The 21,542-nt window shown below is 50.6% G+C and carries 20 protein-coding genes, 1 tRNA gene and 1 riboswitch; of the genes, 14 read left to right on the top strand and 7 right to left on the bottom strand.

The features are described 5' to 3' along the window. Window positions 1–27: 27 nt before the first annotated feature. Window positions 28–2,910: a leucine--tRNA ligase gene (gene leuS, locus HPY73_00195; protein QLH74026.1), complete on the bottom strand. Its 2,883-nt coding sequence runs from the start codon at window positions 2,908–2,910 to the stop codon at window positions 28–30. Between the two features lie 217 nt (window positions 2,911–3,127). On the opposite strand from leuS, the gene HPY73_00190 reads away from it, so the two are divergent. The 5 genes from HPY73_00190 to HPY73_00170 all read left to right on the top strand — a co-directional run bounded on the left by HPY73_00190 (window position 3,128) and on the right by HPY73_00170 (window position 6,197). Then, a complete protein-coding gene (locus HPY73_00190) occupies window positions 3,128–3,484 on the top strand; it encodes a hypothetical protein (protein QLH74025.1) in 357 nt (118 codons plus the stop codon). Window positions 3,485–3,592: 108 nt separating this feature from the next. After that, a complete protein-coding gene (locus tag HPY73_00185) occupies window positions 3,593–4,405 on the top strand; it encodes a hypothetical protein (protein ID QLH74024.1) in 813 nt (270 codons plus the stop codon). A 104-nt stretch (window positions 4,406–4,509) separates the two neighbouring features. After that, window positions 4,510–5,607, top strand: coding sequence for an ATP-NAD kinase family protein (locus HPY73_00180; GenBank protein QLH74023.1), 1,098 nt, complete (start codon window positions 4,510–4,512; stop codon window positions 5,605–5,607). 41 nt (window positions 5,608–5,648) lie between these two features. Further along, entirely contained in the window at window positions 5,649–6,083 is a 435-nt protein-coding gene (locus tag HPY73_00175) for an exosome protein (GenBank protein QLH74022.1), read from the top strand. Window positions 6,084–6,110: 27 nt separating this feature from the next. Next, window positions 6,111–6,197 (top strand) — tRNA-Leu (locus HPY73_00170). A gap of 22 nt (window positions 6,198–6,219) precedes the next feature. Here HPY73_00170 and HPY73_00165 read toward each other — a convergent pair. Next, window positions 6,220–6,948 carry a thiamine phosphate synthase gene (locus tag HPY73_00165; protein ID QLH74021.1) on the bottom strand — a complete coding sequence of 243 codons (729 nt, stop codon included), beginning with the start codon at window positions 6,946–6,948 and terminating at the stop codon, window positions 6,220–6,222. Between the two features lie 197 nt (window positions 6,949–7,145). Next, entirely contained in the window at window positions 7,146–7,988 is an 843-nt protein-coding gene (gene thiM, locus HPY73_00160; GenBank protein ID QLH75579.1) for a hydroxyethylthiazole kinase, read from the bottom strand. Then, window positions 7,978–8,100, bottom strand: a riboswitch (TPP riboswitch). It overlaps the preceding gene by 11 nt. Before the next feature lie 679 nt (window positions 8,101–8,779). Here thiM and HPY73_00155 point away from each other — a divergent pair. The 3 genes from HPY73_00155 to HPY73_00145 all read left to right on the top strand — a co-directional run bounded on the left by HPY73_00155 (window position 8,780) and on the right by HPY73_00145 (window position 10,302). Continuing rightward, window positions 8,780–9,427: a DUF1847 domain-containing protein gene (locus HPY73_00155; protein QLH74020.1), complete on the top strand. Its 648-nt coding sequence runs from the start codon at window positions 8,780–8,782 to the stop codon at window positions 9,425–9,427. A gap of 127 nt (window positions 9,428–9,554) precedes the next feature. Continuing rightward, entirely contained in the window at window positions 9,555–9,938 is a 384-nt protein-coding gene (locus tag HPY73_00150) for a hypothetical protein (GenBank protein ID QLH74019.1), read from the top strand. 43 nt (window positions 9,939–9,981) lie between these two features. Continuing rightward, the gene (locus HPY73_00145) at window positions 9,982–10,302 is read left to right on the top strand and encodes a hypothetical protein (GenBank protein ID QLH74018.1); all 321 of its coding nucleotides are present in this window, start codon (window positions 9,982–9,984) and stop codon (window positions 10,300–10,302) included. Here HPY73_00145 and HPY73_00140 read toward each other — a convergent pair whose 3' ends face one another. From HPY73_00140 to HPY73_00130, 3 genes are all read right to left on the bottom strand, one after another. Next, complete coding sequence (locus tag HPY73_00140; protein QLH74017.1) at window positions 10,303–10,755, bottom strand: hypothetical protein; 453 nt, start codon at window positions 10,753–10,755, stop codon at window positions 10,303–10,305. Further along, the gene (locus HPY73_00135; GenBank protein QLH74016.1) at window positions 10,756–11,199 is read right to left on the bottom strand and encodes a hypothetical protein; all 444 of its coding nucleotides are present in this window, start codon (window positions 11,197–11,199) and stop codon (window positions 10,756–10,758) included. Window positions 11,200–11,272: 73 nt separating this feature from the next. Then, on the bottom strand, window positions 11,273–13,198 hold the full coding sequence (locus HPY73_00130; GenBank protein ID QLH74015.1) for a U32 family peptidase: 1,926 nt from the start codon (window positions 13,196–13,198) through the stop codon (window positions 11,273–11,275). 105 nt (window positions 13,199–13,303) lie between these two features. Here HPY73_00130 and HPY73_00125 point away from each other — a divergent pair, with 105 nt between their 5' ends. Both HPY73_00125 and HPY73_00120 read left to right on the top strand, forming a co-directional pair. Beyond that, on the top strand, window positions 13,304–15,007 hold the full coding sequence (locus tag HPY73_00125) for a type II/IV secretion system ATPase subunit (protein ID QLH74014.1): 1,704 nt from the start codon (window positions 13,304–13,306) through the stop codon (window positions 15,005–15,007). Beyond that, a complete protein-coding gene (locus tag HPY73_00120) occupies window positions 14,998–16,770 on the top strand; it encodes a hypothetical protein (protein QLH74013.1) in 1,773 nt (590 codons plus the stop codon). The genes HPY73_00125 and HPY73_00120 overlap by 10 nt, the downstream gene beginning before the upstream one ends. On the opposite strand, the gene HPY73_00115 is transcribed toward HPY73_00120, so the two are convergent. Then, window positions 16,721–17,185 carry a formylmethanofuran dehydrogenase subunit E family protein gene (locus HPY73_00115; GenBank protein QLH75578.1) on the bottom strand — a complete coding sequence of 155 codons (465 nt, stop codon included), beginning with the start codon at window positions 17,183–17,185 and terminating at the stop codon, window positions 16,721–16,723. The genes HPY73_00120 and HPY73_00115 overlap by 50 nt on opposite strands. Window positions 17,186–17,302: 117 nt before the next feature. Here HPY73_00115 and HPY73_00110 point away from each other — a divergent pair, with 117 nt between their 5' ends. The 4 genes from HPY73_00110 (at window position 17,303) to HPY73_00095 (ending at window position 21,057) form a co-directional block, all read left to right on the top strand. Further along, window positions 17,303–17,839: a DUF2085 domain-containing protein gene (locus HPY73_00110; protein QLH74012.1), complete on the top strand. Its 537-nt coding sequence runs from the start codon at window positions 17,303–17,305 to the stop codon at window positions 17,837–17,839. A 104-nt stretch (window positions 17,840–17,943) separates the two neighbouring features. After that, window positions 17,944–18,594, top strand: coding sequence for an archaeal proteasome endopeptidase complex subunit beta (gene psmB / locus HPY73_00105; GenBank protein QLH74011.1), 651 nt, complete (start codon window positions 17,944–17,946; stop codon window positions 18,592–18,594). Window positions 18,595–18,660: 66 nt separating this feature from the next. After that, window positions 18,661–20,571, top strand: coding sequence for a beta-CASP ribonuclease aCPSF1 (locus HPY73_00100; GenBank protein ID QLH74010.1), 1,911 nt, complete (start codon window positions 18,661–18,663; stop codon window positions 20,569–20,571). Between the two features lie 9 nt (window positions 20,572–20,580). After that, window positions 20,581–21,057 carry a GNAT family N-acetyltransferase gene (locus HPY73_00095; GenBank protein ID QLH74009.1) on the top strand — a complete coding sequence of 159 codons (477 nt, stop codon included), beginning with the start codon at window positions 20,581–20,583 and terminating at the stop codon, window positions 21,055–21,057. Window positions 21,058–21,542 lie beyond the last annotated feature (485 nt).

Below are 21,542 nucleotides of genomic sequence, written 5' to 3'. Positions count from 1 at the left end.
CTTTCGGGGAGTGGAAGATATGGCATCCTACTCGACGTAGATCGCGGGTCTCCGAGGCTGAGCCATTCGTGCCTTGTTCTGGGGGTCTGGACGCTGCGGGTCATCTGCATTGAACACCGCGACCTCACACCCGAACTCCTTTATCAGGAAGGGCAATGCGGACCTGATGAACTCAAGTTCATCGAATACTGACTTCAGCTTATCCAGCTCCACCTTCGACCTTTTTAGAAGGTCTTCCGCCGTCTTTCGGGCATAATCTGACGCTTCTTTCCCATGCTTCTTGATATGTTCATCTTGCATCATGGCCTTTGTGAGCGTGGGCACCTTGAGCTCCCCCTTCTCTGCTAGTTCGAGGGCCATGACCATGCCCTTCTCCTTCCAAGATGGCGTCGTATAAATCAACACCCTTTTCGGTGCGATCTTGGTCACCTTCAGTATCTCATTTATGTCGTCCATCAATGCCCTGAGATAGTCCTCAGCGATCTCTGACCGCAATGAGCACAATGATGTGTCAGGCTCAGGGAAAGAGGCGTCTGTGACGAACCCTCTGTTCCCAAGATGCTCCCACATCTCCTCGGCGATGTGCGGTGTTATCGGGGCCATCATCCTCACCCAGACGCTGAGCGCCTTGGAGATGGTCTCTGCGTTCCCACCACCCCGCCTGACATACCATCTCAGGTCATTCGGTATCTCGAAGTAGGCCTCGTTCGCCAAGGTCTTCAGGTCAAATTGGGACATCGCAGAGATGACCCTCTCGAGCCTTGAGTTCAATCGTGAGAGCAGCCACATGTCGATCCCTGACGCGGGGCCCATCGACCTGATGGACGAGAGTTCCTCCACGGTCCTCATGACCTTTTCGACCTTGGACACATAGTTCTCTATGACCTCCTCATCCCACTCGACGTCAGCGAAGGGAGATGCGATATGGGCATAGTACAATCTCAGCGCGTCCACACCGTATTTCTCAGCGGCCCCCGGTATCGGTTGTGCGCCGCCTTTGGATTTCGATATCTTTCCTGCCTTAGATATCACATACCAATTGACAAAGATCCCCCTTGGAAGCTTTTCCTCAGGAAGTATCGCCACGTGGTTCTTTACGAACGCAGGGAAATGAACGGTCATATGCTCTTTTCCGCCAAGATTGACATCGAGAGGATACCAATAGTCGACGTCGGCCTTTATCTTCTCGATCAAAGACCTTTCAAGCTTGGTCGCGTTGACGACCTCTTCGATATCTCCTTTGCCGAGGAAGACATGATCAAAGAACTCTGTGGTCATGTTCTCGGCCTTCAGGGAGCCGTTGTTCACATACAAAGAGACCGTATAATAAATAGGATAGAGCGTGGAATCGGAGATCGCCTCTATTATCCATTTCTCATCGAACGGGAACCGCGTGCCCAGCCAATTGCCCTGTCTGACACATGCCCTCTCCCGGAACCAATCGAGCACACCCTGTATGTTTGTCATGTAATCTGTGGGCATTATCAGCATTTTTTTCGCATGCTCTTTGCTGCGGGCCGTGAGGTCCTCGTTCGCATAGTCGATGAACCATTGATCGGTGACCTTCTTGATCACAACAGGTTCCCCGCACCTGCAGACCACCTTCTCAGACAGGTCATAGAATAGGTCTGCCTCGGACGCCCTCAGCATATCTTCCTTCATCATCTCTTTGGCCTTGTCCACCGGAAGGTTCGAGTATCTGCCGCAATTGGAGTTCATCCTTCCAGCGTGGAACCCTTCCTTGTAAACTATCTTCTTAGCCTCGATGAGCCTCGGGTCCCCGGACGTTGTTATGCCCATCCTCTCAACGATCTCCACCGCCGGCATAGGGCCCCAGCCCTTGGTGTCAATGATCGCAATCGGCACGATCGCCCTCACCATATCGACGTCGAGACCATATTTTCTGCAGAGCTCCTCATCCCTTTGCAGCATCATAAGTGCGACCCAGTCATCAGGGGCGTCGGATGGGACGCTGACAACGAGGCCAGTCCCCACGTTCGGGTCACAGAACGACGCAGGTAGACAAGGTATCCTCCTCCCTGTCATCGGAGCGGTACAGAACTTGCCTATGAGGTCGCGGCCATGGATCGTTCCGACCTCTGTAAGACCTTCTTTCTGGTATCTCATTTTGTCCAGACAAGGTCGGCTCATGACCCATATCTCCTCCCCGACCTTGACCTTGACATATTCGACCTCGGGATTGACCCAGAAATTGGTCTGGCCAAAGACCGTCTCAGGTCTCAGAGTTGCCGCCAACAATATCAGGTCATCGCACCTGAACTTCATGAGCGTGTACTCAGTGGTCTCAGCGTTCCCACCGCAGGAGATGTCGGTCTCAGAGGCATCTATGGCGACCGGACCGCAATTCACGCAGGCCGGAGCATAATATGGTTTTTGGATGAGAAGGCCTGCCTCCATGAGCTTTCTGAACTGCCATTGTATGAACTTACCATATTCTTCATGAACGGTGCAGGCGAATCTGCGCCAATCGGCCATGAATCCAAAGCGCCGCCAGTACTGTTCAACATATACCTGGTTGAAGAACTCGACCACTCCGACCGGGTCCTTGAGCTCCTCAAGCCTTTCCTTTGGACAGCCGTTCCTGAGGAGGTAGGAGATAGTGTTCTCATCTCCCGCACGGACCTTCTTTGCCAAAGATATCGGCCCATTTCCTGTCGCGTGCGTGCCAACTGGGAACATCACATTGTATCCACGCATCCTCATATATCGAGAGATGTCATCGACATAGGAAAATCCCCTCATGTGACCAACATGAAGATAGCCGGTCACCCCTGGGTAAGCGAAGATGATCATGAATTTTTTTCGACCGTCGCGGTTGGCCTCATTGATCTTGCTTGAGTACCATTTTTCTTGCCATTTGGCCTCGATCTCGGTCGGATTACTGAGCATGTCTGCACCTTGTGAGTTCGTTGGTAATTGAAGAATACATTATTAGCGTTTGTGCAGAGGAACGGGATGATTGTCAGGGAATTACAATAATGACCATATTTCTGGCCAAGGGATTTTATAATTAGAATATGACAATATAATAACAAATGGAATATTATTAAATACTAAGTATGACAATGTCATACATAAGTCTGTCACCGAAAGAGGACTGGGTATAGTGGATGGAGAAAGAATATCGCTAAGGCTTGAACCCGAAGACCTCGAGCTGATTGATGATTTCGTCGAAAAGCATCCTGAGTTCTCCAACAGGTCGCACCTCGCGAGGATCGCCATCCGCTCCTTCATCGAACGTGATGAAGGCATCCACCTCAAGAACTCGGCAGACCGGGTATCCATCAGGGTGCCCGGGGCGGTCCACAGCATTATCGAGAGGATGGTAGAGATGGGATACTACTCTTCCTTCGAATCTGCTGTCGAGGAAGTTCTCCGCCGCGAATTCCTGCCCAAGGACAAGATCGAAGAAGTGAAGGGCAAGCTGTTCGATGGGGAGAGGAAGATCCTCGAAAGGATGTGATAGGCCTTAAAGGCCTTGGGAGGGCCTGCTGGAAGGGATGGGATGCACATCACACTGGGTTGGGGCTCGGTGTGAAAACCTCTTAGGATGGACACCGGGGGAAATCAAATGAGATCAGGGGAACTGGACCATATCGCTAAACGAGAACAGCTCGTTGGCGCGCTGGTGAAAGGTATGACGGAACCTAAGATAGCCGTCATTGGGATAGGGGGCGCAGGGAGCAATATAGTGAGCAGCGTACACTCGAGCTGCAAGAACAATGTTCATACTGTTGCTATAAACACAGACGAATCGTCTCTGCAAAGGGTGGCTGCCGACACTAAGCTTCTGGTAGGAAAGGACGTCACGCAGGGGAAAGGCACCAACGGATTCCCCGAGGTCGGGGAATATTGTGGGGAATGTGCCAAAGAGGCCATCCGCGACGTCATCAAGGGCAATGACCTTGTCTTCGTTGTCGCTGGGATGGGCGGTGGGACGGGTACCGGCATCGCACCTATTGTGGCGAAGATATCTAAAGAGATGAAGTCCTTCACATTCGTCATCGCTATCAATCCGTTCTCTTTTGAAGGTGAGCGCATCGAGAAGGCAAAGGAAGGCGTTTCCAAGCTCAGATCGATAGAGAACAACACATACATCTTCGAGAATGACATGTTGTTGAAAGGAGGTGAGAACCTCCCGCTCAACAAGGCGTTCAGCATCATAGACAGGAATGTGATAAGATTGATCGACTCGTTCTGCGCTCAGGCGAACCAGGCCTTTCTCTCTGCGCTGAGGGAGGAGATCGATGAGGTCATCGGTAACGAGGCCGCAGAGCACGTTCGACCTAGGCCTGCCCTGATCTCGGATGCGGTCGTCTCCAGCAGACCGTCCGCATGTGAGGCTAAGCTTGAGCCGATACCTCCTGCACAGCTGCACATGTGAAAAGATCCCAATGATTTCTCCCAGGTGCTGGCGGTTGAAGTGCCGCCGCACCTCATGTCCATGCAACTTGTTGTTTTTTATCCGTTCATGTCGTTCAAGTGGCTATGAAGTTCGGTCTCGTCATCAACCCCTATGCGGGGATGGGCGGCAGCGTCGGCCTTAAGGGGACCGACGGGGCCTCAAAGGATGAGGCGATCGCTCGTGGTGCCATTCCAAAGGCCCGTTCAAGGGCCAAAGAAGCATTGATCTCCGCTGGAGACCTCTCTGGCATACATTTCTTGGCCGCGGGAGGTGAGATGGGAGGGAGCCTTCTTGAAGAGATGGGGTTGACATACGAAATCATCTATCATCCTGGAAAGGTGACCCAGGGGAAGGACACCACCGAGGTGGTAAGGCTCTTCTGCCAGATGGGGTGTGACCTGATAATATTCTGTGGCGGCGATGGTACCGCGAGGGATGTCATGGAGGGTGTGGACGGCCCGATTACCTGTGTCGGCATACCGGCCGGTGTCAAGATGCATTCCGGCGTGTTCGCCAACCATCCACATGATGCGGGCCTGCTCATCTCATCGTTCATTAAAGGCAATAGGAGGACCGTCGAGGCCGAGGTGATGGACATCGACGAGGACATGTTCCGAGAAGGGGTGCTGACCGCCAAGCTCGTGGGTTATCTGAGGGTCATCGATGATATTAATCTCGTACAGCTTCCAAAAGGCACAATGGAGGTCCAGGGGGAAGAGGAGGAGAAACAGGAGATAGCCTCTTACATCGTTGACAAGATGGTTCCGGATGCATTGTACGTGCTTGGGCCAGGGACGACGGTCGAGGCCGTCGGGAAGGTGTTGGGCATCGATAAGACATTGTTAGGTGTGGACCTGGTGAAAAACAGACGCATGGTGCATAAGGACGCGTCCGAAAAGGATATCTTATCACATATGGTGAGCGAAAAAGATGTGTGGATAGTCGTTACGCCGATAGGTAGACAAGGTTTCATCTTCGGAAGGGGGAACCAGCAGATCTCTCCGCAGGTCATAAGGAGGGCCGGCATAGATCATATTATAATTGCTGCAACGAGGAACAAACTCAACGGTCTGAAGACGTTGAGGGCCGACACCGGGGACGGCTCATTGGACTACGACCTTTCAGGGTTCAGGAGGGTCCTCGTGGGCTATGGATATGAAAGGCTTGTCAAGCTCGAGTGAGCTTTGAAGGCTTTATCTAACCGGACCCCTTTCTGTTCCCGATGACCATCAGTTCCGTGTATTTTCGAACCTTCGTTCATGCCACCGAGGATGAGGGAAAGGTCCTCCAGGCGTTGAAGAACGTATCAGGGCTCGATGAATACCACAAGGATGTCACCACAGGTTACCATGGCAATAAGATCCTGGTGTTGGAAGGTAACCTGAAGGACAAGAAGGCCATCAAAAGGTTCTTCTCATCGTTTTCGAAGGATGACATTAGGGCGCTGATCGATACCATCGAAAGCCGTGTCGATGATGAGTGCCAGATATTCGCCAGGATCGATAAGCAGAAGGCCTACTTGGGAGAGCTGGTATTGACCAAGGGGGACGACATCATATCGGTCAGGGGGAAGGTCCAGACATATCCTAAGAAACGCGAGGTGGCGATAAGGAACGTCACCGAGTTCCTTGAAAAGCTGGCGGATGGCAAGGATTAATTATATGCATTCCATCAGCGCTGTAGAGCAGGGGTAGCCAAGCTTGGCCAACGGCGTAGGACTTAGGATCCTATCCTTAGTGGTCCGTGCGTTCAAATCGCACCCCCTGCACCATTTTATTTCAAGATTCTTAATCTCATGCCAAGCGCGGGATCCTGGATCTATTGATCTTATTTGACCTCCAGGCCTCGACCAGCTTTTTTGCCTCTAATCCAGGGTCATCGGCCTCGGTGACGGCAGAGACGACAAAAAAACCATCGACCCCTGTCCTAGCCAGTCCCGGTACATCTGAGAGCTTCACTCCACCTCCGACCACGACCGGTACCGGGCTCATCTGAGCGAGTGCTGATATCTCATCGAGGTCCATTGTTCTCACCTTACCATCCGGGCCCATCCCACAGTCAGGTTTTGTCCTGGTCTCACGCAACGGGCCCACGCCCAAATAATCGATCAACCCAGCATCTATGGTTGTAACGTAATCCAACATATCGATGGTCCTTGCGGATACTCCGATTATGGAATCCTCTCCAAGATATTCTCTGCACACGTCTACGGGTATGTCACTCTGTCCAACATGGATGCCGTCGACCTTTATGCCATACTTTCTGGCGGCGAGGACCACATCGAGCCGATCATCGACAAGCAATGCGACCTTATCGGGCCTGTCGGATTCCGCTATGACCTGAGAGGCGCTGCGCGTGAGGTCTATCATATCTTTGGCCGATGCTAGCTTTGAACGGATCTGCACGCATGTGAATCCCGCACCGACCGCTTCCTTGATTATGTGATGAACTGGCCTTCCCTTCGTGTTCTCGGGTCCGACCACAAGATAGTTGGAGATGTCGAATCTTTTTTTCAATTCCATCGCCCCCATGATGATCCTTTGTTTTATTTTCCCATCAAAACGTGATATCAATAATGACTACAATTTTAAAGTCCCAAATTTCCCCTTTTTAATTTCGAGCTTGAACTTGAAGATACTCGTTATTTGAAATCTCCCTGATGTCAACTTATCTTCTCTCAAAAGTTTGCGTTCCTCGGGAAACGATTATCTGCATCCATCTAGACCCCTTTTATCTCAAAAGGATTGTTCGCGATCTCCTCTGCGGAGGATCTATAGATCTCGTCCAAGAAGTGTGTCTGAAAACTTCCCGGACCGTTTGCCCTTCGTTCGGCCCGACTGGCGGCCAGATTATATAATTGGGTTCCAGTCAGCGCCGCGATGAATGGAGAGGCCACAGACGAGAAAACAGCCACGACCCCTCCCAAAGAACAACCAGCACCTGTTATGTTCTTCATCATCTTTGACCCGCCAAATGAATATACCTCAACTGAACCGTCCGTTACAAGGTCTGTCTCGCCAGAGACGACCACCGCACCTTCTGTCCACTTGGCCAGAGAAACCGCTGCATCCCTGGCCGAAGCGACAGGATCGGTGGCATCCACACCTCGCACACTTTTTTCATCATCCCCGCCGTCGAGGCCCCAGAGACCTGCCAAGGCGATTATCTCGGAGGCGTTTCCTCTTATTACGCTAGGTTTATTTTCTTTGATAAATCGTAAGACCTCCGTCCTAAGCGCCCCTATCCCTATACCGACCGGGTCTAAGACCCATGGTCTATTATGTTCGTTCAAGGCCTTGACCGTTCGAGGTAAAGTCTGTTCATATATTGGTAAAAAAGTGCCAGCATTGATGTACATGGCTCTAGCATTTTTCGCCAAGAACTCCCCCTCGTCAGGTAGGTATACCATGGCCGCAGAACCCCCTATGGCCAATTGTGCATTTGCCACAAAATTTACCGTCACTGTATTCGTGATCGATCCCACGACCGGGTTGGTCTTCCTCACCAATTCAACTGCATGGACCATCTGGTACCATAGGTCCCCTTTGTTTATCGACGTCATTTCCATTCCTTCCGCTGGCATTACCCAGATCAAGTTATTATGGTATGTTCTCAGCCCTGCGGTTCAACCGCATTTGGTTTGCACGAGCAAACAGGCACCCATTTTTTTCAATCTCGATCTTAGCATGTTGACCTCATAACTGTTTTTTCTGAGAAAAGCAAACCTTATGACAATCTGTCCCACGCCGTTGATACCATGGGCGCAGGACATATAATCTCAGGTAATTGCTTCAAACAGATTGGTCCATCGCAATATGAGATCTATGCCTTGATCTAATTGGCCCACTCAAATTAATGAGACGGTATTTGTAATTATTTGAAATAGATCTCATCGTTAAAAATCATAAACAGCTTTCTACCGCCGAAAGGATCGAGGCCAAGATGGCCATTAAATTTTATTATTTTCGTTAAAATATCTAGAAGGCTCATTTTCCTGTTTCCTGGGATTGTGATTTCGGTGATCAGATAGCATTCTTGAGGAGATGGCTTAAAGAAGGTTGGAAACATGAGGTTCAAACACTATAGATGGTGTAATCGCACCTAATATGACCATGACCTTTGATGGGATGTGTCCGACCTATGATTTAAAATGCATCCCTTACCCTCTTCATAGTATGGATGTCATCAGGGATCTCTTTTCTTTGGAAGCTTTTCACAGATCTTGATTCTGATCCTAATTTGACCTTACCTGAAGTGAAAATTATGGATGCGTCGGTAATAGTATCACCTCTTAAATGCGACTTTTAAAGGATGTTATATTAACTCCCTTAAGTTTTACCTGATTGTGATAATATGGACTTCCCAAGGTGTGACAGATGTGGCGATGCTGGATGCAAGTCGGGTGAACCAGGCAGATTCAGGGACTGCCCTACGAACGTTTCGGACATCAAGCGTGAGGAGATCATCGAGCGCTATCATGAGCCAGAGACCCAAAAAATAATGCAGACCGCCTCGAAGGTAGAAAGGGGCACGATGCAACCTGTGAACGGCGTGCTTACACCCATCAGGCCACGCATCTCAGAGATCATGGCCTTTGCAGAACTTATGGGGTGGAAAAAGATAGGCGTGGCATTTTGTCTTGCTGCCAGGGACGAGGGCATTAAGCTCACGAGGGTGCTGGAGGCGAGGGGGTTCGAGGTCTGCTCTGTCATCTGCCGCAACTTCTCTATGAAAAAAGGTGAGTTCGACATACCCCCGGAGGATTGCATCAAGAGCGTGAACGAATCTGTCTGCAACCCAGTTTATCAAGCGGAACTTTTAAATCAGGCGGGCACGCAGCTGAACATAGTCCTAGGGCTTTGTGTTGGCCATGATATGCTGTTCATAAAGAACTCGAAGGCATATGTAACGACCCTGTCTGTCAAGGACCGGATGACTGGGAACAATGCTATCGCGCCATTATACTCCGGTTTCTTCACGGAGATACTAAAGAAATATTGAGGCTTGTTCAGGCCTCTTTTTAATTTGAATATTTTTTATTACATAAAATTATTTCATCGTTCAACGATGTCGACAAATGACAATCTATTTATCATCCCTAGCGAAAGTGATTTCTGACATAATAGGTATGATCGAAGATAGATATGGCGACAAGTTAAGCCTCATCGTGGCAATTCTCAAAAAGGAGGCGGATTTTGACGACAATACCGCGTTCGAGGTTGCACTGCGGGTGATGAACTATTTCGGTTATTCAGACGAGATAATAGATAACATGCTTGATAGTGACGACCGGAAGTTGTTCTATTTCCTCCAGGACCTCGGCATACTAGGTACAAGATGGGAGGAGATGCAGCTCATATCTGGAAAGAATTGGCGGATCTTTTATTGGTTGTTGAAAGAACCGAGAATGCGGAAGACCATTTCAAGGAGAGAGGGTGTCTGGAGGAGCACGGATATCTATAGGTCCCTTCCCGATTACGTTTGGACGAAAGGAAGGGGGTTATTCCATTGAGGGATGGGCAATTGATTTATTCTCTTGGTAACATTTCGGATGCATGAAGTTCCTGGTCTGCCGGAATTGCAAGACCATTCAGAAGAGAAGCTGGTTTCAGTTCTTCACCTGCAGAAGATGCGGATCAGAGGGTGTTGTCATAACGGTCAGCACCGGCATACTTGGCTATGCTGCATATTCGGCCACGGCCATCGCGGCTCTCCTAGTGTTAGCGAATATCATAGATTACGACCTAGGATTAGGGGATTATCATGTCTATCTTATGTTCGGTCTCCTTATGATGGCCATGGTGCTCATGTTCTTCGAGATAGGGAGGGCCGAGGCGATCGCTAGAGAAAAGGCCAATGACCCTCGTCTAAAATGATCAAGCATAGCAGACACTGAGAGTTAAGCTGAGGTTCTCACCTATTTCAATGGTGGATGTGTATATATCTCTGGCAGAAAGAACGATGCCATCACCAAAGGACATCGAGGTCCCGCCCATCTCGGCCTCATAATAGAAACGATAAAGTGGTTCGAGGTATGCATCAAATATCTCGCTCATCTGGATCGAGATATTCTTCCACAGATCGTGGTCCATGGTGCTGATCGCGACGGACAATACATCTTTTAGGCTCAGCAGGCCCATGACCCCTTCTGAGCGATATGTGCAAGACAATGTCGTTGAATGGACTGAAGAGACGTATTCGCCGATCTCTGAATTACCATTTGTGAATAAAACAGAGCCCATGAGGGCGACGCCTATCACAGAAATGATGGTAAGGAAGGCGAGGGAATCAAATATAAGGGCCATCCCAAGATCATCTTTGAGCGACATTCACCACACCACCATCTCGATCATTCCCGGGACAACGTCCCCTGTCTGTGCGACGACGCTCACTGGAAATTTATCATGATGGGCATCGATGCCCTCCATCTCAAGGCCGTTATTGAAAGAAAAAGTGGGCGATCCCTTTTCCAACACCATTATCAGGGTTATCTTATATCCAAGGGCCCCCTCTGGAACAGGATAGGGCTCCTCGCATCTTAAATGGAATGAGGTGAGGACCAGGAGCCCATCATCCCACAGCATTATATCGTCCTGCAGGACATCGAAGAGACTTTCGGTGGTCTTGTCATATCGGTCGTTCTCTTTGCTTTTTATAAGATGCTCAGCTGAGAAAGAGAGCGATGTCGAAAAAAGGATCACGGCCATTGTGACGATCATCAAGACCATGATCGCTTCATTGAAGCCTCCTAGACCATATTCGTCCATCATCAACCATTTTCTTCTGAGCACGGCCCATTCAAATGCTTATCGATTTAACTCACTCACCTATACATTCATGCTACACTCAGGGAACACCATTCTCAAAATGTGACGCCGTAAGTCCACCCGTCTTTTTTCGTATAGTCGATTTCATACTGAGGTCTCTCTTTACATATGCCTCCGCCACTAACTTGGCTAAATCGGGATGCCTCCTTCTCAGGTCTATGCCAAATGAGTCGATCCCTAATGCCTCTAGCTCATCAAGATAATCCAGTAAAAATGTGTCAGACGAGTTGAGTATGTGGACATATCCTTGTGCGTCACGATACGTCTGGAACCTCTTGTTCCTCTCGTCGATCAGCGTACCCTCTCTGAGGCGCGGATCCTTTGAGACCATGAGCTCGACCCTTCCGAAAACATATGCTTCCAGCCGTTCATCGGTGTGAGAACAGATGTCGCTGATATCGTTCCGTGAAAGTTCTACCGACAAGGTCTGCTGATAGACCTTTGGTACTGTTAACGAGTTGAAGTAGTTCAACGTATAATGTGTATACAACCTTCTGTTCCGGTACTTGTACATCTGACCTAATGTGCTTACCATGATGCTGTCGGCATCAATGTCGGGGATCTCAGGTGATATCCTTGGCAGTATGAGCACGAACTCGATGCCCGCGGATCTACAGACCTCCCTCGCATCTTCCCAATGCCTTCCCATCTCATAATAGACCCTTTCCGCATAAGGAAGGACCACATCCATCACGCTGGCCGAGGATACATAAAAAGAGAGCTGTGGTTTCCGGGACCCTCTATTGACCTTGGGAAGGTCAATATGGACCGGTGTCCTTATCACCTTCATTGGGCCAAAGTCTATAGACCCGATCTTTGCCTGGATGTCATCGAATTCCCTATCCTTGGTCTTGTAAGCCCTATATTCTCCCTTGGCCAGATAGAAGGGGGAGCGGAGAATGGTCGCCTTACCTTTCCTTGTCATCTCCCTTGCAAGGAATCCGCCCACTTTCTCGTCACCACGGTAGAATGTTAAACCATCTCCGACGAAGATCCTGTCGCTCAGCACCGTTATCTGATGACCTTCTGAAACGGCCTTTCCCAATGGTAGCCCCCTGGAATCTGCGAACAAAGGCTGGACGACCTCGCTGTCCTTCAGATAACCTCGGCTGAAACCACGGTTGAAGACCGTCTCGAGGAGCTCCCTTTCCCTAGGGGTTATGATCTCTTTCCTTCCTTCTTTGGCCCTCCTGATGACGTTCGAATAGACCATGGAGGTCAGGTAGACATATTGAGGGCTTCTCATCCTGCCCTCTATTTTAAGAGATTCGACCCCTATCCTCATAAGCTCTGGCACAGAATCGACGCCAAACGTGTCCGCGGTTGAGAGCAGGAACCCTTTCTGATCACCTAACCTATAGGATTTCCTGCAGGGCTGAGCACAAAGGCCTCTGTTCCCACTGCGGCCTCCGAGCATCGAGCTGAAAAGGCATCCTCCAGAAAAGGAGTAACAAAGTGCCCCGTGGATGAAGACCTCAAGTCCAATGCTGGATCCCTCTTTGATCTTCCGTATCTGTTCTAGATTGAGCTCCCGGGACAATATTACCCTCTGAAGTCCCTGCTCTTGCGCCCACCTTGCCCCTTCTAGGCTGTGAATGCCCATCTGGGTCGAGGCATGGACGGCCATTGCGGTGTTCTCCCTGATGTATCTCATCAGCCCTCTGTCCTGGACTATCACCGCATCGACATCAATCGAATGAAGGAAATTGATGAACTCCGCGGCAGAATCTAGCTCTGATTCTTTGATCAGCGTATTGACGGTAATGTAAACTCTTACTTTGTTATCGTGAGCGAACTTCACCGCCCCTTTAAGCTCCTCATCGGAGAAGTTGTCAGCCAGTCTTCTCGCTCCAAAATCCTTGCCGGCCATATACACGGCGTCCGCTCCTCCGAGGACCGCGGCCTTCAGAGCGTCCTTATATCCTACGGGGGCTAGGAGTTCCATGATGCTTCATCGCCTCCGCCCATTTATAACGTGCGTCCTCGCAGGTTAGTGTTATTGTAGTGCTCTACGACAACTATAGGCGATCTCTTCACAGCAATGAGCACTATGAGCATTTTAAACGCTGACCGTCATCCCGGGACCGACATAGAGAACAACAACAGGATACGATTGCCAAAGAGGATATATGGGCAAAAGGCCGAGACCCAGGCCCCTATGTCACCTTTGGGGCAGAAGGAGTTCTCATACAGCCTTGTCGACCCCTCGATCCCTCCCGGCTCAAAGATCATCGATGACATTACAAAGTCTGGAGCTCGTATCAGGATATTTTCCACGATCGATGGTGGCCATCTGTACCATATAGTTCCGAGTGAGTTCATGCTCCCAAAAGAGGAAAAAGACCTCGTGATCTCTTCGATATCTCACGTCAGGTCATCCCCCCCACCCTCATTAGATATCAGCGTACCTGAGCTACGAAGATATGTATGGACTATTGCGAACGAAAGTTTGGTGCCTCGTTGTACTAGGGGGAGGGCAGAGCAGCTAGCTGATGTCGTCGTCAGGTATACGGTGGGACTTGGTATACTGGAACACCTCCTTAACGACGACCGTGTGGAGGACATTTATTTAGATGCCCCCTGCTCTGAGAACCGATGGCACGTGACCATAGCTGGTCTGGCCGGTGAGAGGCATACATTGAGGGCATCGACGAACATCTCTTCACAGGAGCAGGAGGCCATCGGCCTCATCTCCCGGTTGAAACAGCATTGTCTCAGACCGTTCTCGGAGGCCGTCCCCGTCCTCGAGACCGATGTCCCCGGTTTCGATGCAAGGGCCACGGTCATGGGCCCTCCCTTGAGCCCACATGGTGTAGCGATGGCCTTCAGACGTCATTCGAAGAGGCCATGGACCCTCCTCAGATTGATGGCACTAGGGTGTCTGGATGCCGAAACAGCTGGCCTATTATCTTTCCTGATAGATGGGCGCGCGAGCATACTGGTCTGCGGACCTAGGGGCGCTGGGAAATCCTCACTTCTTTCGGCGCTAATGTTCGAGTTCCCAACATCACAGCGCATCATCGTCATCGAGGATACGTTGGAACTTCCCGTGAGGCAGATGCAGGGGCTTGGGTTCAAAGTCCAGTCGATACAAGTACAGCCAGGGATTGACCGTTCGGTCGAAGAGGCGTCGGAAGATGCGTTGAGGGTCTCCTTGAGGCTCGGAGAGTCGGCCCTGGTGCTTGGCGAGGTCCGAGGTTCCGAAGCGAGGACCCTCTACGAAAGCATGAGGACTGGCAAGGCCGGATCTTCCGTTCTTGGCACCATACATGGTGACTCAGCGAGGTCGGTCTATGAAAGGGCCGTGCACGACCTTGGTGTGGCACCAGAGGCCTTTTCGGCCACTGACTTCATAGCGACATTAGGGCTGATCAGGCCTAACGGGGCTCAGAAACAGGAAAGAAGGCTTGTAGAACTGGCAGAGGTCAGGAAGTCGTCCGGACCTGGTGAGTTCGAACAACTATTACATTCCCAAAGAGGCTCATTCGCTCTCTCTTTGGAAAGGTCGGAGGTGGTCGAGAAGATCGCGAAGGATTGGGGTATCACCTACCAGCAGGCATTGGACAATATAAAACTTAGGGCCCAGATGCGTTTGGAGATGGTCAAGGCGCAAAGGTCATCGGTGAAAGATCTTCTTGGACCTGAGACAGTGCAAAGGTGTAACAATTTTCTCTGGAAAAAAATGGCTGAACGTAGCCTCGACCCTGAAGAGGTCATTGAGGAGTTCGAGCGAGAGCTCGAAGGATGGTGTTGAGGATGAATGATGTTCAGCGGTTCATCGCTCGTATCAAAAGGTCCTCAAGGTTAAAGGCGCCTCGATGGTCGGTCGCCTTGATCTCATCTCGCCTATCCCCCGAGGTCAAGGCATGGATGGAGAGGAACCAGATCAAGATTGAAGAGCTCTCTTCGGCGGCCTTGACAGACCTGATGATGGTCTCCACGGCGTCCATGATATGCGCGCTCTTATGCTCTCTTTTGCTCGAGGGCGTGGCGATGTTGGTTATGATCGGCTCCCTTTCATTGATTCCATTCTTGTCCACGGTATCCCTTGTTCAGGCCCCGGCCAGGTTTGTGTCCAGGGAGGAAACGGAGATGTTGATGGAGTCCACATCGGTCGTTGGTCTGATGAGCATGAGCATGCTCCTTTCCCCGTCGATCGAGCGGGCGGTATCATATGCTTCAGAACATGGAGATGGACCGCTGAGCACGCGTCTCAGGTCAGTATGCTGGGAGGCGGCAGTTGCTTGGAGCAGCGACGTTGGGACAGGACTGGTCCAATTCTCTTCCTCCTTGAGCGAGGAGGTTCGGGACCTCAAGCTCTCGTTACAGATGATCATGACGGCCGCCACCGAAAGGTCAAGGATCGGTCTTGAGCGATTACTTGAAAAAGCGAACCACCTCGTCGTCCAGGGCACCAAAGAAAGAATGGACCGCTATGTCAATTCTCTTTCTTTCCCTACCATGGTCCTTTTCGCGTTTGGCGTCCTTCTGCCTGTGATGCTCTTCTCGCTCGTGCCGATGTTGGACATGAAGTTGATGATGGGGGATCCCAGGGCGGTCTCGTCGATAGGGTCCGAACAGGCCGCGTTCCTGATGTTGGTGATTTTTCCCACGTGCACTTTCCTCTTTGCCCGTTCCACGCTCATCAAGCACCCGATGAGAAAGCAGTTCGGACCATCGAGCATTGAAACCAGGTCCATCCTCTTCATGGTCGCATTAGCATTCTTCATCGGGGTCACGACATACTCCATGAAAATCTATCGACCATATCTGACCGTCTTTTTGGTCGCCATCGTGCCATCGATATTCGCATATACGAAGTTCATAAAAGTGGAAAGGGCCTCAAAAGAAGCTCTCAGGTCAGAGAAGGAATTGGTCATGGCTCTATTTCAGGTCGGCAACTACATGCTCTCTGGTAGTTCCATGGAGTCGGCGTTGCTAACTACATCGAGGTCTATCAGGTCCGAATCCTTTAAAAAAATGGTATCTGAGATAATGCATAGGCTGCAGACGGAGGGGCTCACGATGGAGCAGGCCTTCAGATCATGCAAGGTCCTAAGCAACGTATCGTCCCTGACAAGGAACGCCTTCCTGACGGTCGCTAGGTCCTCTTCTCTCGATCCCCGGTCATCTGGTATGATTGCCGTGAACCTTGCTAAGTACATATCGGAGCTTCGGGAGAGCGAAAGGAAAGGCAGGGAAAGGATAAGGTCGGTCATCGAGATGATGTCATACACCTCCATGCTCTTCGCACCTATAGTTATCGGAGTGACTGGCAGTCTCTATGAGTTGGTCTCTGGCATTACTGGATTCGAAGGGTCCTCCCAACTAACGATCGTAGGGGGCCTTTATGTCATCGAACTTTGCGCTATCGTCAGTTACTTCAACGCAGGTCTTCTAGGAGAGGGGGATCTCGCCTTCACCATCTGTGACTTTGCCAGGAGGGTGCCTGTGGCCGCCTTGGCGTTCATTGCGACGTCATTGATCGCTGGGCATTGGCTTTCTTCGCTCTTCTGATGTCAAAGAGATCGTTCATATGGGCCCTGAATATCGACATCGCCAGATGCTCCTCGGTCTCCTTCGTCATCTGCGATTCGATGTCGTTACGGACCGTGGTCCTCAGGTCCATCACCATCTCCTCATCCTCAGAGGTGAAGACCACCCTTGCCATATTTCCATCCAGGACCTGTATGTTACCTTTTCCCAGGGTACATCCAGATGAAAATTGGATACCGTCCACGATGCATGAAACGGGAGGTCTGAGACCCGTATAAACGGTGGCTTTCATCTTACCTTTGAGCTCTGACCTGGCGAAAAGGCCCATCCTATATCCGACAACAACATAGGGGCCAAGATGTCCATGGAAAGAGCTGAGGGCCTTGAGCTCAGGAGGGATCTCGGAATGCACAATGCGTGAACTTCTTGCCGACATATAAATCAAGCCCTTGGCCCCTTCATCCCGCGATCCTCAAAAAAGTAAAGATCTTTTTATGATCTATCATCGGCGTCAGGAAAGGATTATTACCCATAGCGCCTAAGGAGATTACTGATGCTCCCTAAAATGCGACCGTTGGAAAGGTTCAAAATGACGATGGGGCTCATCGTACTTGGCCTGACCATCATGATGGTGCTTGCACCATTGACCTTGGCGAAGGGCAGCGTTACCGATCTGTCTGGCAAGATAGGTCAGGTGGACAACGCCGCCAAATATGAAGAAATGAACCCATTCGCCGCGGTGATATACTATTTTGGGGACATGAATTGTCATCAGATGGATGAAAGGACCTATTCACTGAACGGGAACGAGATGCCAATATGCTCTAGGGACCTTGGGATATTCATCGGATTAGCTGCTGGATTGATATTTGGCCTTAACACGAAATATCGACCGAAGTTCTTGCATGTGATCGCGCTGGCGGCCCCTATGGCCATGGACGGGGGGGCCCAGGCACTTACAGAATACGAATCATTCAACGAGCTAAGGCTGGTCACCGGACTTTTGGGGGGGTTGGCCATTGCCTTTTTCCTGATCATGATAGCCTCCGAGATGTATGAGGACCGGGCACTCCCAGACAGTGTAAGTTAGATTCCCCAGCATTGACCTTCCATACGGAACATATTTATATTGATGCTTCTATCCGTTTTGCTGTAGTCATTGTAATCCTTTTCCTGTTCTAGAAGGTGTTCATAATGTCAGAGCAACTAAAGACTGGGACGACCACGATAGGTATAGTCAACTCAGAAGGGGTTGTCCTCGCTTCCGAGCGCAGGGCCACCATGGGCAACATCATAGCCCACAAGGAAGTTCAGAAGGTCTTCAAGATCGACGACAATCTGGGACTTACAACCGCTGGGCTGGTCGGAGACGCCCAGATATTGGCCAGATATATCAAGGCCGAGGTAGAACTTTATAAGCTCAAGCGCCAGGCCCCTATGACGGTCAAGTCTGCCGCAACATTGCTCTCCAACATTCTGAGGAGAGGTGGTGGTGCAAATGGTTTCTTCTATGTTGGACTTATCATCGGCGGATATGACAAAGAGGGCGGCCATGTCTATTCCATAGATGCCGCGGGCGGATGTATCCGCGACGATTATGTATCTGTAGGTTCAGGCAGTCTCTTTGCATATGGTGTCCTTGAGGACCATTACAAGAAGGACCTCTCATTGGATGAGGCGATCAACTTGGCCATCAGAAGCTTGAACGCCGCGGTCAAGAGGGACTCAGCGAGCGGAGATGGGATGGCGGTCGTGACCATTACGAGCGATGGGTTCATTGAGGTCTCTGACGATGAGATAAACAAGCGGGCTTCTAGAATGGGCATAACCGTTCCAAAGCCGTAAACCCTACCTTCGTTTCATCCTTTGATCTCCATTTAATTTCCAAAAAAATTTCAAAAGTGAACCTGTATGAGCGCAGAACGGATTTTCGAAGAGGCCCGCGAACATGTGAGGAAGATAGTACCTTCCCACATCAACATAACTTCTATTGATTTTGAGGGCCCCATTGTCGTCATCTATACAAAAGACCTAGAAGCTTTTGCTTCCAACAATGACATCGTCAGGCAGCTTGCTCAAGGACTGCGGAAGCGCGTGGCGATAAGGCCAGACCCATCCATGCTCGCAGATCCGGATGAGGTCGAGAAGAAGATAAGGGAGATAATACCTGAAGAGGCGCAGATCACTGACATCTACTTCGAGCCTGAGACGGGCGAGGTGACGATAGAGGCGATGGCACCTGGGATCGTCATAGGAAAGCAAGGCGCTGTTCTCAATGAGATCAAGAAAGAGGTCGGTTGGGCCCCTAAGGTGGTCCGTGCTCCACCTATACCTTCGAAGACAGTATCGGACATCCGAAACTACCTCAGGCACCAAAAGGTTCAGGCCGAAAGGAAGGAATTCCTTAAAAAGGTAGGCAGGAGGCTGGCAAGACCCAGGATCGAAGGCGAAAGTTGGCTCAGGATGACCGCTCTAGGAGGTTATCGCGAGGTCGGAAGGTCGGCGACGCTGCTGTCGACAAAGGAGAGCAAGATTTTGATCGACTGCGGCATCGACGCGTCGGACTCCTCAAGGCCTTACTTTGATGCGCCAGAGATACAACCACTTGACCGTTTGGATTGCGTGATCATCACTCACTCGCACATTGATCATTGTGGGCTGTTGCCCTCGTTGTACAAGTACGGCTACGACGGTCCGATCTACTGCACGGCCCCTACGAGGGACATGATGTCCCTTTTATTGCTGGACTCATTAAAGGTCTCTGCAGGAGAGAACCGAAAGGTGCCCTTTGACTCTGATGACGTCAGGAACGTGGTCAAGCACTGCATCACCCTCAAATATGGCGAAACCACCGACATCGCTCCAGATGTCAGGCTTACATTCCAGAATGCTGGGCACATCCTTGGTTCAGCAGTATGCCACTTCCATATCGGGGACGGGCTCTACAACATCGCCTTTACCGGGGACATGAAGTTTGAAAGGACCTGGCTTTTCAATGCCACTACTAACAAGTTCCCAAGGTTGGAGACGCTGGTCATCGAGGCCACATATGGGGGATACCATGATATCCAGCCGTCAAGGACCGATGCCGCGACCACTCTTCGCAACATAATCGATAGGACATTCCAGAACAAAGGGAAGGTCCTGATCCCTGTTTTCGCGGTCGGTAGGAGCCAAGAGGTCATGCTGGTCATCGAAGAGCAGATGAGGACCGGTAAGATCGAGAAGAGACCGGTGTACCTTGACGGGATGATCTTTGAGGCCACTGCCATTCACACAGCATATCCAGAGTACCTTAATTCCCAGCTTCGGACGCAGATATTCCAGATGGGACAGAATCCGTTTTTGTCTGATATCTTCAAGAGGGTCGAGACGACAGAGATGAGGGAAAAGATCTGCAATGATCCCGAACCCTGTGTCGTTCTCGCGACGGGCGGCATGATGAATGGCGGGCCTGTGCTCGAGTATCTAAAGGCCTGGGCTGACAACCCGCTCAACTCCCTTGTGTTCGTAGGTTATCAGGCCGAGGGCACGATCGGAAAGAAGATACAGAAGGGAGTGACCGAGATCCAGATGACGGATAAGGGCAAGCCGATAACCATCAACTATAGGATGAACACCGAGACCTGTGATGGGTTCTCAGGACACAGCGACCGAAGGCAGCTCATAAACTACATAGCCACGCTCGAACCAAAACCTGAGCGCATCATCGTCTGCCATGGCGAGGAGCATAAATGTACGGAGCTGGCAAGCGCCATCTATAAGAAGTTCAATATAGAGACAAAGGCGCCCATGAACCTCGAGACGATCAGGATGAAGTGATATGAGGACATGAGCGACATCGTGATAAGAGATGGCACAGAGGATGATTGGGACTTCATCGAGGAAGGATTGATCGAGAGCTCCCTCCTGACAGAGCGGGCCGAGCGCCGTGGAGAACTATCTTTGGAGACCCTGAGAGACCAGGCACGAAAGAACATCGAGCGTTTCCATAGGAACGCTAAGAAGCCCGAGGCCGCCTTCATAGCAGAGGTCTGTGGTGTAAGAGCGGGGTTCATCTGGGTATCCACAGAGATAGGCCTCGGTACCGGTGAGTTCTGCGGATGGGTCCTGGATATATATGTAAGGCCTGAGCACAGACGACGGGGGATAGGCTCGATGCTCCTCTCCAAGGCGGAGGAATGGGCCAGAAAGCAGAATGCTGGGTCGCTTTGGCTCAATGCGGGTGCAGAGAACGAGGCCGCTCTTGCACTCTATAGACATGAAGGGTTCAAGGTCGAGACAGTCCATATGAGCAAACGTCTCTGATGCGGGTCGTGCTCTTTGTGGCTGTTTACAATATCTAGAGGGCCGTTCCTTCATATGACCAAGAATGGAATGACCTGAAGGTCCGAGTGAACGCTCGGATGGAAGGTGACCCGTCGCAGAGATGACCTGTGTTCTGTTGAATCTGGGGATATGAATAATCCGCAATGGTCGAGGGAATACCGTGTTTAATATTACCTCTGTCGGGCCATTGGGACAGGACAGGTCGAAGAACACATAGGCAACATTGACCGGCTATGAAAATAGCATATCGTCCTGTTCACCGATCAAGGTTATCACCGGGACCTGGGCCCATCCCAGGCGATAGCGGCATGAGCCAAATCATCGATCGTATTCAGAGGGGGTCGACTGATGTTGCTCTGATCTTCCTAATTCACATCCTGGGGTCAATGGAAGAAAAGGTTCAGAGAGCGACACACTATGCGTTGTTCGATGTCCCTCCCTGACCGCATTTTTTTCGTCGTTCA

The organism is Methanomassiliicoccales archaeon, from assembly GCA_013415865.1.
Lineage (GTDB): Archaea > Thermoplasmatota > Thermoplasmata > Methanomassiliicoccales > UBA472 > MVRC01.
This window is presented reverse-complemented; position numbering and strand designations above follow the sequence as displayed.

What these genes read in the sequence shown, in the direction of transcription:
- thiM (QLH75579.1), bottom strand. Translation starts at nt 7,988, where the DNA reads ATGACGTCGATAAACAAAGGGGACCTATGGTACCAGATGGTCCATGCA.
- leuS (QLH74026.1), bottom strand. Translation starts at nt 2,910, where the DNA reads ATGCTCAGTAATCCGACCGAGATCGAGGCCAAATGGCAAGAAAAATGG.
- HPY73_00145 (QLH74018.1), top strand. Translation starts at nt 9,982, where the DNA reads ATGAAGTTCCTGGTCTGCCGGAATTGCAAGACCATTCAGAAGAGAAGC.
- HPY73_00130 (QLH74015.1), bottom strand. Translation starts at nt 13,198, where the DNA reads ATGGAACTCCTAGCCCCCGTAGGATATAAGGACGCTCTGAAGGCCGCG.
- HPY73_00175 (QLH74022.1), top strand. Translation starts at nt 5,649, where the DNA reads ATGACCATCAGTTCCGTGTATTTTCGAACCTTCGTTCATGCCACCGAG.
- HPY73_00115 (QLH75578.1), bottom strand. Translation starts at nt 17,185, where the DNA reads ATGTCGGCAAGAAGTTCACGCATTGTGCATTCCGAGATCCCTCCTGAG.
- HPY73_00120 (QLH74013.1), top strand. Translation starts at nt 14,998, where the DNA reads ATGGTGTTGAGGATGAATGATGTTCAGCGGTTCATCGCTCGTATCAAA.
- HPY73_00140 (QLH74017.1), bottom strand. Translation starts at nt 10,755, where the DNA reads ATGTCGCTCAAAGATGATCTTGGGATGGCCCTTATATTTGATTCCCTC.
- HPY73_00100 (QLH74010.1), top strand. Translation starts at nt 18,661, where the DNA reads ATGAGCGCAGAACGGATTTTCGAAGAGGCCCGCGAACATGTGAGGAAG.
- HPY73_00155 (QLH74020.1), top strand. Translation starts at nt 8,780, where the DNA reads ATGGACTTCCCAAGGTGTGACAGATGTGGCGATGCTGGATGCAAGTCG.
- HPY73_00180 (QLH74023.1), top strand. Translation starts at nt 4,510, where the DNA reads ATGAAGTTCGGTCTCGTCATCAACCCCTATGCGGGGATGGGCGGCAGC.
- HPY73_00095 (QLH74009.1), top strand. Translation starts at nt 20,581, where the DNA reads ATGAGCGACATCGTGATAAGAGATGGCACAGAGGATGATTGGGACTTC.
- HPY73_00110 (QLH74012.1), top strand. Translation starts at nt 17,303, where the DNA reads ATGCTCCCTAAAATGCGACCGTTGGAAAGGTTCAAAATGACGATGGGG.
- HPY73_00125 (QLH74014.1), top strand. Translation starts at nt 13,304, where the DNA reads ATGAGCATTTTAAACGCTGACCGTCATCCCGGGACCGACATAGAGAAC.
- HPY73_00165 (QLH74021.1), bottom strand. Translation starts at nt 6,948, where the DNA reads ATGGAATTGAAAAAAAGATTCGACATCTCCAACTATCTTGTGGTCGGA.
- psmB (QLH74011.1), top strand. Translation starts at nt 17,944, where the DNA reads ATGTCAGAGCAACTAAAGACTGGGACGACCACGATAGGTATAGTCAAC.
- HPY73_00185 (QLH74024.1), top strand. Translation starts at nt 3,593, where the DNA reads ATGAGATCAGGGGAACTGGACCATATCGCTAAACGAGAACAGCTCGTT.
- HPY73_00150 (QLH74019.1), top strand. Translation starts at nt 9,555, where the DNA reads ATGATCGAAGATAGATATGGCGACAAGTTAAGCCTCATCGTGGCAATT.